The sequence below is a fragment of the Actinomycetospora cinnamomea genome (assembly GCF_003096675.1).
In the GTDB taxonomy this organism is placed as follows: Bacteria; Actinomycetota; Actinomycetes; order Mycobacteriales; family Pseudonocardiaceae; genus Actinomycetospora; species Actinomycetospora cinnamomea.
In genome coordinates, this window is sequence record NZ_QEKW01000001.1 from 122,788 (window position 1) to 136,095 (window position 13,308).

Here is a 13,308-nt window from a genome sequence, read left to right on the forward strand (position 1 = left end):
CTCGATCCCGCTAGATCTCTGCGCCGCCCTCGGCGACGAGCAGCTCCGTCAGCGGGCCGGCCAGCGCGGGCGGGGCGACGAGGGTCGCCGCGGTGCCGAGGCCGTCGGGGTCGGTCCCCGGCAGGCGCACGACGGCGCCGGCCTCCTCGGCGACGAGCCCGCCGGCGGCGACGTCCCACGGGTGCAGCCCGTGCTCGTAGAACGCGTCGAGCCAGCCGGCGGCGACCGCGCACAGGTCGAGCGAGGCGCAGCCGGTGCGCCGGACGTCACCGAGCCGCGCCGCCACCCGGGCCAGGACCGCCGCCTGACGTTCCCGCCGGCCGGGGTCGTAGTTGAGCCCCGTGCCGACGACCGCCAGCCCGAGGTCGTCGAGCCCCGAGACCCGCAGGGGCTCGCCGTCGCGTGTCGCCCCGTGCCCCCGCGCCGCCCGCCACACGCGTCCCGAGACGGGCTCGACGACCGCGCCCGCCACGACACGCCCGTCCACCTCGGCGCCGATCGACACGGAGAACCACGGCAGGCCGTGGAGGTAGTTGACGGTGCCGTCGATGGGGTCGACGACCCAGCGGACCTGCCCCGGCGCGGGCGTGCCGCTGGAACCTCCCTCCTCCCCCAGCACGAGGTCGCCGGGACGGGCCGCGGCGAGGCGCTCGCGGACCAGCGCCTCGCACGCCGTGTCGCCCTCGGTGACGACGTCGGTGGCCGAGCTCTTGGTGTCGAGCCGCTCGGCGCGCACGGCCCGTTCGCGCACCTCCAGGGCGAGCACGGCGGTCTCGCGTGCGACGCCCTCCGCGAGGTCGGCGAGGGCCGTGGCATCCACGGGCCCCGGAGCTGCGACGACGTCCGGGCGACGACCCACGGTGTGGTCCATCCCGGCATCCGACCACAGCCGGGTGTCCGGGCGGCGACCGTCCGGCCACCGCCCGGTGAGCGCACCCCGCGGAACCGTTCGTCGACTCGGAATCGATCCTGGTACCCCTTGCGGTGGCTCCCTCACCTCTCCGCGGCCGTGAGGTGCGACGGACCGTGCCCGTGCTCGTTACAATGGAGCGCAGCCGAGGCGGTACACCGGGTTGGACCGGGGCCTTCGCGCCGTCCCTTCGTCCGGGTGGCCACATCGGCCCGGGCCCGTTCGATCACCGCACGCCGTGCAGCCGTTCGTCACGAAAGGTCGTCTGTGGCAGCCGCAAAGCCCGCAACCCGACGCCGCGTCACCGACGCCGCCGACTCCGACGCCAGCGCCCCCGGTGGCCCGGTCGGTGTCGTGACGGCCGCTCCGGAGGCTCCCGAGGCGCCGGCCCCTGCGAAGAAGGCCGCCTCCCGCTCGGCCAAGGGCACCAAGCGCTCCACCAAGAGCGCCCCCGCCAAGGGCAAGGGCGCGGCCGCCAGGACCGCCGACGCCCCCGAGGGTGTCGAGGGCGACGAGATCGAGGTCGAGGGCGGGCCCGAGGGCGCCGACCTCGAGGGGCTCGAGGGCGCCGACGTCGAGGCCGTGGGCACCGAGGAGCTGTCCGAGGAGGTCGTGGTCCTCGGCGCCGACGTGGTCGAGGCCGCGGAGGTCGAGACCGAGGAGCCCACCGAGGAGGACAAGAAGTCCGGCGACTTCGTCTGGGACGAGGAGGAGTCCGAGGCGCTGCGCCAGGCGCGCAAGGACGCCGAGCTCACCGCCTCCGCCGACTCGGTCCGCGCCTACCTGAAGCAGATCGGCAAGGTCGCGCTGCTCAACGCCGAGGAGGAGGTCGAGCTCGCCAAGCGCATCGAGGCCGGCCTCTACGCCTCCGAGCGGCTGCGCAAGGTCGCCGAGACCCAGCAGGAGCTCGCGACGCAGATGCGGCGCGACCTGCGGTGGATCGTCCGTGACGGCGAGCGCGCCAAGTCCCACCTGCTCGAGGCCAACCTCCGCCTCGTCGTCTCGCTGGCCAAGCGCTACACCGGCCGTGGCATGGCCTTCCTGGACCTCATCCAGGAGGGCAACCTCGGCCTCATCCGCGCGGTCGAGAAGTTCGACTACACCAAGGGCTACAAGTTCTCGACCTACGCGACGTGGTGGATCCGCCAGGCCATCACCCGCGCGATGGCCGACCAGGCCCGCACCATCCGCATCCCGGTGCACATGGTCGAGGTCATCAACAAGCTCGGTCGCATCCAGCGCGAGCTGCTCCAGGACCTGGGCCGCGAGCCCACGCCGGAGGAGCTCGCCAAGGAGATGGACATCACCCCGGACAAGGTGCTGGAGATCCAGCAGTACGCCCGGGAGCCCATCAGCCTCGACCAGACCATCGGCGACGAGGGCGACTCCCAGCTCGGCGACTTCATCGAGGACTCCGAGGCGGTCGTCGCGGTCGACGCGGTGAGCTTCACGTTGCTGCAGGACCAGCTGCAGTCGGTGCTCGCGACGCTGTCGGAGCGCGAGGCCGGCGTGGTCCGCCTGCGCTTCGGCCTCACCGACGGCCAGCCGCGCACCCTCGACGAGATCGGCCAGGTCTATGGCGTGACGCGCGAGCGCATCCGCCAGATCGAGTCGAAGACGATGTCGAAGCTGCGCCACCCCTCCCGCTCCCAGGTCCTGCGCGACTACCTGGACTGAGGGGAACCGGACCGGAGCCCGACCCCTGGAGCCCCCCGCGCGACGCACGGTCGCGCGGGGGGCTCCGTCGTCTCCGGGGTCGTGGTCGTCTCCGGGGTCGTGCCGGCGTCGCTCGCGCGACTCCCACGGCGGCGCGGGGAGCGTCGTCGGCCGGAGGGCGTCGGGATCCGGGACCTTCGGCCCTGGGACCCCGCCCGCCTCCGAGGCCAGGGTGGCCCGCCTCGGACGACACCGGTGTCGAGGAGGACGCGATGGCGACCTACGCCTACCGCTGCCCCGACTGCGGCACCTTCGACCAGTCGCGTCCGATGGGTGAGGCCCCGGAGTGCGTGGCGTGTCCACGCTGCGCTGCGTCCTCGCCGCGGCAGTGGACGCCTCCGCTGCTCGCCCGGATGAACCCCGCGCTGCGGACGGCGCTCGCGCGGGAGGAAGCCAGCCGCGACGCACCCGAGGTCGTCACGCGCGCCTCGGGCACCACACGTCGCTGACCGGACGTGCGGGCGGGCTCGTGCCGCGCCCCGCCGGGGGGAACGTCCTCGTCCACTCCAGGGGAGGACCCGTGGCCGCTGTCGGTTTGTTCTACGTCGGTGCCGTCCTGTTCGTGAACGGGCTGATGCTCCTCGGCCTGGTCGAACCCAAGGCCACCGCGATCATCAACCTCTTCGTCGGCTCCCTGCAGGTCATCACGCCGACCTACCTGATCTTCACGGCCAACGGGGACAGCAACCAGGTCCTCCTGGCGGCGGGCCTGTACCTCTTCGGTTTCACCTATCTCTACGTCGGTATCGGCCTGCTCGCCGGCCTCGACACCACCGGCGTCGGCTACTTCTCGTTGTTCGTGGCCATCGCGGCGATCGGCTTCTCGTTCGCCAACTTCACCGTGCTCGAGGACCCGCCCTTCGGCGTGATCTGGCTCTACTGGGCCGTGCTGTGGACCCTGTTCTTCCTCCTGCTCGGGCTCAAGCGCGAGTTCCTGACGCGCTACACGGGCTACGTCACGACGATCCAGGGCTGGGTCACCGCCGCGATCCCCGGGTTCCTGCTGCTCATCGGCGCGTGGCCCACCACCGGGCTCACCGCGATCGTGCTCGGTGTCATCGGGGTCGCGATGCTCCTGGTCCTCCTGCCGACGCTGCGGACGCCGCGCCGCCGCCACGAGGCGGGCTCCACGACCGGCCCCACTCCCACGCCCGTTCCCGATTCGGAGCTGAGCAGGACCTGACCGCTCCGCCGTCCCGTTGTGCCCGCCGGCCACGGCCGGCCCGTCCCGGAGGTGAATGACCATGCCCGAGGTCGTGTTCGAGGTCGACCAGTCCAAGTCCATGCGCGACCAGGCCGTCCCCGGCCACAACCGGTGGCACCCGGACGTGCCCGTGGCCACCATGGTCCGGCCGGGGAGCGAGTTCCGGGTGGAGTGCCGGGAGTGGACGGACGCCCAGATCGGCAACAACGACTCCGCCAACGACGTGCGGGACGTCGACCTCTCCCGCGCGCACATGCTGTCCGGGCCGATCGGCGTCGAGGGAGCCGAACCGGGCGACCTGCTCGTGGTCGACATCCTGGACCTCGGGGCGTGCCAGCCCCCGCAGGAGTACGGCGACGCGCCCGGCCAGGGCTGGGGCTACACGGGCATCTTCGCCCGCACCAACGGCGGCGGGTTCCTCACCGACTACTTCCCCGACTCCGCCAAGGCCATCTGGGACTTCCACGGCCAGGTCGCGACCTCGCGGCACCTGCCGGGCGTGCGGTACACCGGCATCACCCACCCCGGCCTGTTCGGCACGGCTCCGTCGGCCGACCTGCTCGCGCGCTGGAACCGCCGCGAACAGGCGCTCATCGACCGCGAGCCCGACCGGGTGCCGCCGCTGGCCCTGCCGCCGCTGCGCGAGAGCAGCCTGGGCGGGCAGGCGACGGGCTCGCTCGCCGACCAGATCGCCGCCGAGGGCGCCCGCACCGTGCCCGCCCGGGAGAACGGCGGCAACCACGACATCAAGAACTTCACCCGCGGCAGCCGGGTCTACTACCCGGTGCACGTCGAGGGCGCCAAGCTCTCCGGCGGCGACCTGCACTTCAGTCAGGGTGACGGCGAGATCACCTTCTGCGGCGCCATCGAGATGGGTGGCTACATCGACTTCGGCGTCGACCTGATCAAGGGCGGCATGGAGACCTACGGTGTCTCCACGAACCCGATCTTCATGCCCGGCAACGTCGAGCCGCGCTACTCCGAGTTCCTGACGTTCATCGGGATCTCCGTCGACCACGACACCGACACCAACGAGTACCTCGACGCGACGCTGGCCTACAAGCGCGCCTGCCTCAACGCCGTCGAGTACCTCAAGAAGTTCGGCTACACCGGGGAGCAGGCCTACCTGCTGCTCGGCTCGGCCCCGATCGAGGGCCGGGTCAGCGGCGTCGTCGACATCCCGAACGCATGCTGCTCGCTCTACCTGCCCACCGCGATCTTCGACTTCGACATCCGCCCGTCGGCGTCGGGGCCCACGGCGGCCGACCGCGGCATGTCCGCGGTGACCAGCTGAGCGGCCGCGGCGTCAGGCCGAGAGGGCCGGCGGCTCGCCCTCCGCGCGGGGGCGGGCCGTCACCACGGCGGCCGCGCCGCAGTTCCAGCACGCCGGCTCGGGCTCGTGGTCCCGACCGGCGACCTCGCAGTGAGGGCAGTACCAGTGGCTGACGATGATGTCCATGAGGAGGCTCCTGAGGAGAGGGACCCGCGGTCCCGTGAGTGGGTCCCCCCGCCGAAACATGTGGCGGCCGACCGCGCCGCTGTGCACAGCCTGCGCACAGCTCACCACATCGCGGAGTCGCTCGCCGAGGCGGGTGTGCCCGACGAGCCGGTCGTGCTGGACCGGCGCGGGCCGCACCGGAGCCTCGCCGCCCTCGACCGTCTGCTCGCCGACGCGATCGACGAGGCGGAGTCCGAGAAGGACGCGACGGACGGGGTGGACGGGGTCGACGAGGCGGACGACACCGGCGGGACGGACGCGGCGGACGACGCCGACCCGACGGCCGACGCGTGATCCCTGGGCCCGCGTCCGGCCGTGGGCGCGGGACCGTCCGGTCGATGGTCACCACCGGCTCCGAGTTCCTAGACTCCGGCGGTGACCTCCGCCGGCGTGCGCCGCTCCCCGCAGGGCGGGCTCGCCGAGGTCCTCGACCTCATCCTCGACAAGGGCCTCGTCATCGACGCCTTCGTCAAGGTGTCGGTGATCGGGATCGAGATCGTCACGATCGACGCGCGCATCGTCGTGGCCAGCGTCGACACCTACCTGCGCTTCGCCGAGGCGACCAACCGGCTGGACCTGCACGCCAAGGGCGGCAAGGGGCTCGCCGAGCTGCCGGGGCACATGACCGAGAAGGTCTACGAGGGGGGCGCCAAGGGCATCACCAAGGGCGTGCTCGACGGGGCGCACGAGGTGTGGCGCGAGGTCCGCGAGGAGCGCCGCGAGCGCAAGCGGCGGCGGAAGGGCTGAACGGCCTCCCGACGCCCGGCCTGCGATGCTGGCCCCCGTGCAGCCCGACCCCGCCCGCGACGTGCCCGACACCGACCCCGCCGAGGTCCACCGGCGGTCGGTGGCCCTGATCCGCGGCATGGACGCGGGCGACCTCGAGGCCGTGGGCGCCCTGCTCGCCGAGCTGGCGGGGCCGGAGGAGTTCGCCGCCCAGGTCGTGAGCCTGGCGAGCCTGGCCCGGCTGCTGCTCGACCAGCGCGAGGACACCGCGCCCGGCGCGGACGAGGCACGCGCGGCGGTGCTGCACGAACTCGCGAACGTCCTGACCGCGGCGGAAGGCGGCTGACCCTGGGCCGCCCGGCCGCGCCGGCGCGCGTCGGGGAGGATCGGGGGGTGAGTGCCGCGAGGGACGTGCCACCGGACGCGACCGCCGAGCCGACGGTCGCGGAGGACGCCGCGCTGGCCCGCGAGCTCGCCGAGGCCACCGGCGCGCTGCTGATGACCCTGCGCGAGGACACCGCCCCCGGCCGGTCCCGCGAGTACCGCGGCGACGCCGAGGCGCACGACTTCCTCGTCGGCGCGCTCGCCCGCCACCGGCCGACCGACGCCGTGCTCTCCGAGGAGGGCACCCAGGACCCGGCGCCGCGCCGCGGGGCGCACCGCCTGTGGATCGTCGACCCCCTCGACGGCTCCAGCGGCTACGGGCGCGGCGGGGACGAGTGGGGGGTCCACGTGGCGCTCGTCGTCGACGGCGCCCTCGTCGCCGGCGCCGTCGCCCTGCCCGCCCGCGACGAGCTGGCCGACTCGGAGACGGTCGCCCGGGTACCGGACACCCCGGTCGACCCCGATCGCGGGCTGACCGTCACGGTGAGCCGCTCGCGCCCGCCGGCCGAGCTGCGCCGCCTCGCCGCGGCCTTCCCGGTGCGCACGCGCGCGATGTCGGCCGCGGGCGTGAAGACCCTCGCGGTGGTCGACGGCCACGTCGACGCCTACCTGCACTCCGGCGGGCAGTACGAGTGGGACAACGCCGCCCCGGCCGCGGTCGCGATGGGCGCGGGCCTGCGCGTCACGCGTCTCGACGGGCGTCCGCTGCCCTTCGGCGCCGACGACCCGTACTCCCCCGACCTGCTGATCGCCCGCCCCGCCGTGCACGAGGCGATCCTCGACGTGCTCGTCCCGCGGTGAGCCCCGCCGCAGCGAGGGACGCCCTGGCTGCGTGTCACGCAGCGGGGGACGCCCTCGCCCCGCGTCAGTAGCGCCAGCGCCAGGCCGCGAGGACGTCCTCGGTGTCGCGCTCGGCGCCCCAGGCGGCGTCGGCGCGGCGCACGGCCAGGAAGGCGCCGAGGCGCTCCTCGCCCAGGGCCGCGGTGAGGCGCTCGCAGCCGAGCAGTGCGGCCTCCTGATCGGCCTGGGTGGTGGGCAGTGGGACGACGCCGGCCTGCGCCCGCTCCTCCTCGGTCCACGTGCCCGGATCGGACGCGAAGGGCGGGGGCGGCGTCAGGCCCTCGTCCACGCCCGCGACCCCGGCGGTGAGCAGGGCGGTGAGCGCCAGGTAGGGGTTGGCGGAGGCGTCGGAGACCTTGAGCTCGACGTTCGCATGGTCGTCGCCGAGCATCGGCGAGCCCGCCACGTAGCGGACCGGGGCCTCGCGGTTCTCGATCCCCCAGAACCCGTAGGCGCCGGCGAAGAAGCCGGGCCGCAGCCGTGCCGCGGAGCCGAGCGAGGGCGCCGTGACGGCGGCGAGCGCGGGCAGGTCGCGCAGCAGCCCGGCGATGTACGCACCGCCCGCCGGGTCGTCGGGGCCGTCGAGGCCACCGGCGAGCAGGTTGCGGCCGTCGCGCCACAGCGAGGTGTGCGCGTGCCACCCGTTGCCCGCCATCTGCAGCGACGGCAGCGGGGCGAAGCTCACCCGCAGCCCGTGCCGCGCCGCGGCGGCGAGCACGGTCTGGCGCGCCAGCAGCTGCTCGTCGGAGGCCCGGACGGGGTCGGTGGCGCCGAGGGAGAGCTCGACCTGCGCCGGTCCGTACTCGGCGTGCAGCTGGCCGATGCGCAGACCGTTCGCCTCCGCGTCCCGCAGGACGTCGGTGACGAAGCCGTCGATCTCGAGCAGGGCGTGGGGGCTGTACGCGGGGCCGCGGTACGCGGGCACGACCGCGCCGTCGGGGCTCGCCGCGGAGACAGCGAACTCCATCTCGTAGCCGACCAGCGCGCTGTAGCCGCGGTCGGCGAGGGCGTCGACGGTGGACGTCAGCAGCGAGCGCTGGTCCCAGGGCCACGGCGACCCGTCGACCGTCACCTGGGTGCCGGGCGCCCACGCCAGGCCCGGCTGGCCGGCCAGGGGTGTGAGCCGGTCCAGGTCGGGCACCAGGCGGACGTCGCCCGACGGCGTCTCCCGCCCCGGCGCGCCGTACTGGATCCCGTCGTTCGTGTCGAAGATCGCGAACACGGTGCTGACCCCGATGCCGGTCTCGGCCACCTGCGGCAGCGTGGCCACCGGCACGGTGCGCGACCGCGGGATGCCGTTGTTGTCCGCCCAGACCACCACGACGCCGGCGACACCCGCCGTCCTCAGCTGCTCGGCGAGCTCGGCCGCCCGCTCCCCGATGTCGCCCACCGTCGTCTCCCCTCCCCCACCCGAATGGTGGCGGACAGGCTAGTGGGCGACCAGGGCTCCCAGGCGGTCACCACCGCCGGGAGATCCCGTTCCGCGGGCACGGACCGCTCGTCGCCGGAGATCGACTCCCGAACGGGTGGCGAGCGCCGCTACCCCGAAACGAAGGTCCTCTCACCCCCGATGAGCGGTTCGTGACGGACGACAAAGCGGCGCGTGAACACGAGCGGTCGCGGGCAGCGTCTGCCACAGTGGAGGGGCGACGGTCGCACGACCGGAGCTCGCGGGCCCGGACCCCCATCCGAGGCCTCGACGGAGGGAGATGACGATGCCCGGCACCCTGACCCGGCCAGAACTCACCGCCTCGGACCGCTGCGACCGCTGCGGTGCAGCGGCGAAGGTTCGCGCCGTACTGCCCTCCGGTGGAGAACTCCTCTTCTGCGGGCACCACGCCCGGGCCCACGAGGCCAAGTTGAAGGAGCTGTCGGTGGACGTGCAGACCGGTGAGAGCGCATGACGGCCGACTGACCAGCGGTTTTCCCGCAGGACCACAGACCAGAGATCGAGACCACGACGGGCGAGGGCCACACGGTCCTCGCCCGTCGTCGTGTCCGGGCGGGTCGGGACCACGGCTCCCGACGACCTCCGAGCACCCGGCGCCCGACCGTCCGCGCGACGATGATGATCGAGGCGGGCCGTGCCGTCCCGTCCTGGACGCTCCCGACGGTGCCGGGTCCCCTCGCTCCGGCGCCACCGAGACGTGTGACGACGGGGTGAACGGTGTGTCGTCACGATGTCGCTCCGCGACGACCGCGACACACCTCCTCCACCACGGAGTGTGATATCGACCACATGTCACGGGTCGCGCACGGAGCGTGAGTGGGTCACCGCCACGACCGCAGGGTGGCGATCCGTTCCTCGATCTGCTCCAGCGACGCCATGGGCGTGGCGGGCCCTCCGCAGTGGCGGCGCAGGTCGCCGTGGATCACGCCGTGCGGCTTGCCGGTGCGGTGGTGGTGCGCGGCGACGAGGGCGTTGAGCTCCCGCCGGAGATCCTTGAGGCGCTCCGCGACGCCGACGTCGCGCCGGAACTCGCGGGCCGGGGCCGGCTGCTCGGTGGTCGTCGCGGTCGTCACCGCCGACACGGTCTCCTCGCGGGCCGCCGCCTCGTCGAGCTGCTCGCTCTGGCGGCGCCGCAGCAGCGCCCGCACCTGCTCGGGCTCCAGCAGGCCCGGCAGCCCCAGGTAGTCCTGCTCCTCGGCCGACCCCGCCCCCGCGGCCGTCCCGAAGGACGAGCCGTCGTAGATCAGCTGGTCGAGCTCGGCCTCCGCGGACAACGCCTCGAACGCCTTCTCCTGCTCGCCCGGCTCGTCCTCGGTGCGGTTGGCCCGTTCGACGAGCTCGTCGTCCCAGCCCTCCTTCGGGCGGTGGGGCTCGCCGAGCACGTGGTCGCGCTGCACCTCCAGCTCGCTGGCCAGGGTGAGCAGCGACGGCACGCTCGGCAGGAAGACGCTCGCGGTCTCGCCGGGGCGCCGCGAGCGGACGAAGCGGCCGACGGCCTGGGCGAAGAACAGCGGGGTCGACGCGCTGGTGGCGTAGACGCCGACCGCGAGGCGTGGGACGTCGACGCCCTCGGACACCATCCGGACCGCGACCAGCCACCGGTCGTTCGAGCGCGCGAACTCCGCGATCCGCCCCGAGGCCTTGGGGTCGTCGGACAGCACGACCACCGGCTCCTCGCCGGCGATGCGCCGGAGCAGGGTGGCGTAGGCCTTGGCCGTGGTGTGGTCGGTGGCGATGACCAGCCCGCCGGCGTCGGGCACGCCGCCGGCGCGCAGCTGCGTCAGCCGGGTGTCGGCGGCCTGGAGCACGGCGGGCATCCACTCGCCCTTGGGGTCGAGCGCGGTCTTCCAGGCGCGGGCGTTCTGCTCGGCGGTCAGGGGCTCGCCGAGGCGGGCGGTCATCTCCTCCCCGGCGCTGGTGCGCCAGCTGGCCTGACCCGAGTAGGCGAGGAACACGACGGGCCGCACCACCCCGTCGGCCAGCGCATCGGCGTAGCCGTAGGAGTGGTCGGCCCGCGAGCGCAGCACGCCCGCCGCGTCCGGCTCGTAGGTGATGAAGGGAATCGGACTGTCGTCGGACCGGAACGGGGTCCCGGTGAGCGCCAGGCGCCGCGTCGCGCCGGCGAAGGCCTCACGTGTCGCCTCGCCCCACGACTTCGCGTCGCCGGCGTGGTGGATCTCGTCGAAGATCACCAGCGTGCGCCGGCCCTCGGTGCGGTTCATGTGCAGCACCGGGTGGGCGGCGACCTGCGCGTAGGTGACCGCCACGCCGCGGAAGTCGCTCGAGGTGCGACCGACCGCGTTGGAGAACTCGGGGTCGAGCGCGAGCCCCGCTCCCTGCGCCGCCTCGGCCCACTGGTGCTTGAGGTGCTCGGTGGGGCACACGATCGTCACCGTGTCGACGGTGCGGTCGCCCAGCAGCTCGGCCGCGACGCGCAGCGCGAACGTCGTCTTGCCCGCGCCCGGCGTCGCGACGGCCAGGAAGTCGCGGGGACGCTCGGCGAGGTAGCGCGTCAGGGCGCGGCGCTGCCACTGGCGCAGCGGCCGCGCCCCCGCCGGCGCCGTGCTGGTGCCCGTACTGATCGGGCCGTCGGTCGCGCGGGTGGTCAAGAGCCCTCCGGGGCGGGACGTCGGTCTCGGGGGGTGACCTGCGGCCTACTCCCCGTCGTCACCGCCGCGGGGCATCTTGTTGAAGATCTCCTTGCACTTCGGGCACACCGGCGAGCCCGGCTTGGGCGAGCGGGTGACCGGGAAGGTCTCGCCGCACAGCGCCACCACCATCGACCCGGTGACCGCCGACTCGGCGAGCTTGTTCTTCCGGACGTAGTGGAACATCTTCGGGTCGTCGTCACCCGTGCGGTCGGTCCCCTGCGGGCGGGTGTCGGGAAGCACCGCGGTCTGGCTCATGTCTCCCATGATGCCCCACACCCCCGACGGCGGACCCACACCGGGCTCACGCGTTCTGCCCCCGGCGGATCCCGCGAAACGGCACCCACGCTCCCGGCCCGGCTGCCACCGTGACCCCACCCGGCCCCCGGACCCGAGGAGTGCTCGTGACGTTCCCGGCCCCCGCCGTACGTCACGGCGTGCCCCGCCCCGCCGGACCCCTGCCCTGGCGCACGCTCGCCCCCGAGCGGGCCGGCGAGATCACCGCGACCCTGGCGCCGGCCCGCGCGTCCCGCCGCGGCCGGGCCGAGCCGGCGCCGGCCGAGGAGCTGCCCGACCTGCCGGTCCGCCGCCGCGACGAGGTGCGGGCGTTCGTCGCCGCGCACCGCCCGCGGCTGATGCGGCTCGGCCTGCACCTCGTGGTCGCCGCGCTGCCCCTGCTGGCGATCTCCGCGCACGTGTTCGGCGTCGCCTTCATGCACGTGACGGCCGGGGTGGTCGTCGTGCCGCTGACGCTCGTGGTGCTCCTGCTGGCACTGTTCGCGCCGGTGCCGGAGGACCGGCTCGTGCGGGCCGGCGTGGGGTGGGGCGTCGTCGCCACGCTCGTCTACGACGCGGTGCGCCTCGACACGGTCTACCTGCTCGGGCTGTGGGGCGACTTCATCCCGACGGTCGGCACCTGGATCCTCGACGTCGACGCGGGCTCCTCGACGGCCGGGGCGCTCGTGGGCTACGTCTGGCGCTACGTCGGCGACGGCGGCGGCATCGGCGTCGCCTTCTTCGTGCTGGTGGCGGCGACGGGGCTGCGCCGGTGGGGCCGGCGGGCGACGGTCGCGGCGTCGGTGGTGTTCGCGGTCTTCCCGGTGTGGACCGGGCTGGTCGCGACCGTGGCGGTCGCGCCGCGCGGCGAGCAGCAGATGTTCCCGCTGACCGTCACCACGGTGAGCCTCTCGCTGCTCGGTCACCTCGTGTTCGGCCTGGTCCTGGGGCTGGGGTGCGCCCGGTGCCGGCGGCTGGAGGAGTACTGGCCGTGGACGCCGCTGCTCGACCTGCGGCGCCGTGGCCGGCCCACCGGCGTGTCCGTGGCGACGCGCTCGTCGGCCGACGAGGGTTGGGGCCCGCCGGCGCTCGTCGCGGGCCGCCGCCGTGGCCGGGACGGCGACCCGGAGCTCACCGAGATCCGTGTCGAACGCCCCGTGCGGCGGCCGGGGGCGGCGTCCCGAGACGGGACGAGCGGGCCGGCGTCCCGCCCGGTGCGGGTCGTCGGCGTCGCGTCGGGCCCGCTGCCGGTCCCGGGGGCACCGTCCGGTCCGCTGCCGGTTCCGGACCCGCGCGCGGGAGCGCGACGCGACCCGCGCTCCGGGCCCCTGCCGGTGGCGGGCGCTGCCCGGTCGCCCGGGACGCCGGGACGCGTGGGCGCGGCTCCCGGGGGGCCGTCGTCCGGCCGCGTGCCGGTCCCAGTGTCGGGGCCGGTCCCGCCGTGCTCCTCCCGACCCTGGTCGCGGCCGGTCCCGCCCGGTGCCGCCGACCCGTGGCTCGGCCACGGTCGGGACCGGTCCGCGAGTTCGGCGAAAGCGCACCCGGGCGCCGTGGCGCCGCACTAGCGTCCGCCCCGTCGGGTGGTGGACTCGGGACGGAGGGCGATGGACGGGTGGGGGCGGGGGCGTTCGCCACGGTCACGGCGCCGTGCGTCCG

Annotated in this window: 15 protein-coding genes; 10 read left to right on the forward strand and 5 right to left on the reverse strand. The window is 74.5% G+C overall.

From position 1 onward, the window contains the following. Nucleotides 1-10 precede the first annotated feature (10 nt). A complete protein-coding gene (locus C8D89_RS00640; RefSeq protein ID WP_116706158.1) occupies nucleotides 11-871 on the reverse strand; it encodes an inositol monophosphatase family protein in 861 nt (286 codons plus the stop codon). Nucleotides 872-1,108: 237 nt separating this feature from the next. On the opposite strand from C8D89_RS00640, the gene C8D89_RS00645 reads away from it, so the two are divergent. The 4 genes from C8D89_RS00645 (at nucleotide 1,109) to fmdA (ending at nucleotide 5,124) form a co-directional block, all read left to right on the forward strand. Continuing rightward, a complete protein-coding gene (locus C8D89_RS00645; RefSeq protein ID WP_116706159.1) occupies nucleotides 1,109-2,587 on the forward strand; it encodes an RNA polymerase sigma factor in 1,479 nt (492 codons plus the stop codon). A 251-nt stretch (nucleotides 2,588-2,838) separates the two neighbouring features. Next, a complete protein-coding gene (locus C8D89_RS00650) occupies nucleotides 2,839-3,075 on the forward strand; it encodes an FmdB family zinc ribbon protein (protein WP_116706160.1) in 237 nt (78 codons plus the stop codon). A gap of 71 nt (nucleotides 3,076-3,146) precedes the next feature. Beyond that, nucleotides 3,147-3,809, forward strand: a complete 663-nt coding sequence (locus C8D89_RS00655; protein WP_116706161.1) for an AmiS/UreI family transporter — start codon at nucleotides 3,147-3,149, stop codon at nucleotides 3,807-3,809. A 61-nt stretch (nucleotides 3,810-3,870) separates the two neighbouring features. Continuing rightward, nucleotides 3,871-5,124 (forward strand): formamidase, encoded by a 1,254-nt coding sequence (gene fmdA / locus C8D89_RS00660; RefSeq protein WP_116706813.1) that lies wholly within the window; start codon nucleotides 3,871-3,873, stop codon nucleotides 5,122-5,124. 12 nt (nucleotides 5,125-5,136) lie between these two features. Here fmdA and C8D89_RS28950 read toward each other — a convergent pair whose 3' ends face one another. Further along, nucleotides 5,137-5,289 (reverse strand): hypothetical protein, encoded by a 153-nt coding sequence (locus C8D89_RS28950; protein WP_165825489.1) that lies wholly within the window; start codon nucleotides 5,287-5,289, stop codon nucleotides 5,137-5,139. 81 nt (nucleotides 5,290-5,370) lie between these two features. Here C8D89_RS28950 and C8D89_RS00670 point away from each other — a divergent pair, with 81 nt between their 5' ends. From C8D89_RS00670 to C8D89_RS00685, 4 genes are all read left to right on the forward strand, one after another. After that, nucleotides 5,371-5,622 carry a hypothetical protein gene (locus tag C8D89_RS00670; protein ID WP_133251787.1) on the forward strand — a complete coding sequence of 84 codons (252 nt, stop codon included), beginning with the start codon at nucleotides 5,371-5,373 and terminating at the stop codon, nucleotides 5,620-5,622. 81 nt (nucleotides 5,623-5,703) lie between these two features. Beyond that, complete coding sequence (gene gvpJ, locus C8D89_RS00675; protein WP_243417659.1) at nucleotides 5,704-6,075, forward strand: gas vesicle protein GvpJ; 372 nt, start codon at nucleotides 5,704-5,706, stop codon at nucleotides 6,073-6,075. Nucleotides 6,076-6,112: 37 nt separating this feature from the next. Then, nucleotides 6,113-6,400: a hypothetical protein gene (locus C8D89_RS00680; protein ID WP_133251788.1), complete on the forward strand. Its 288-nt coding sequence runs from the start codon at nucleotides 6,113-6,115 to the stop codon at nucleotides 6,398-6,400. Between the two features lie 47 nt (nucleotides 6,401-6,447). Then, nucleotides 6,448-7,239 (forward strand): inositol monophosphatase family protein, encoded by a 792-nt coding sequence (locus C8D89_RS00685; RefSeq protein WP_243417661.1) that lies wholly within the window; start codon nucleotides 6,448-6,450, stop codon nucleotides 7,237-7,239. 64 nt (nucleotides 7,240-7,303) lie between these two features. Here C8D89_RS00685 and C8D89_RS00690 read toward each other — a convergent pair whose 3' ends face one another. Continuing rightward, complete coding sequence (locus C8D89_RS00690) at nucleotides 7,304-8,659, reverse strand: type I glutamate--ammonia ligase (RefSeq protein ID WP_116706816.1); 1,356 nt, start codon at nucleotides 8,657-8,659, stop codon at nucleotides 7,304-7,306. 328 nt (nucleotides 8,660-8,987) lie between these two features. On the opposite strand from C8D89_RS00690, the gene C8D89_RS00695 reads away from it, so the two are divergent. After that, nucleotides 8,988-9,182, forward strand: a complete 195-nt coding sequence (locus C8D89_RS00695) for a DUF7455 domain-containing protein (RefSeq protein ID WP_116706165.1) — start codon at nucleotides 8,988-8,990, stop codon at nucleotides 9,180-9,182. A 367-nt stretch (nucleotides 9,183-9,549) separates the two neighbouring features. Here C8D89_RS00695 and C8D89_RS00700 read toward each other — a convergent pair whose 3' ends face one another. Together C8D89_RS00700 and C8D89_RS00705 are read right to left on the reverse strand one after the other, a co-directional pair. Beyond that, nucleotides 9,550-11,337, reverse strand: coding sequence for a DEAD/DEAH box helicase (locus C8D89_RS00700; RefSeq protein WP_116706166.1), 1,788 nt, complete (start codon nucleotides 11,335-11,337; stop codon nucleotides 9,550-9,552). A 45-nt stretch (nucleotides 11,338-11,382) separates the two neighbouring features. Continuing rightward, entirely contained in the window at nucleotides 11,383-11,634 is a 252-nt protein-coding gene (locus C8D89_RS00705; protein WP_423716607.1) for a DUF3039 domain-containing protein, read from the reverse strand. Between the two features lie 146 nt (nucleotides 11,635-11,780). Between C8D89_RS00705 and C8D89_RS00710 the strand changes: the two genes are divergently transcribed. After that, the gene (locus C8D89_RS00710; RefSeq protein ID WP_133251789.1) at nucleotides 11,781-13,217 is read left to right on the forward strand and encodes a hypothetical protein; all 1,437 of its coding nucleotides are present in this window, start codon (nucleotides 11,781-11,783) and stop codon (nucleotides 13,215-13,217) included. The last annotated feature ends 91 nt before the right edge of the window (nucleotides 13,218-13,308 follow it).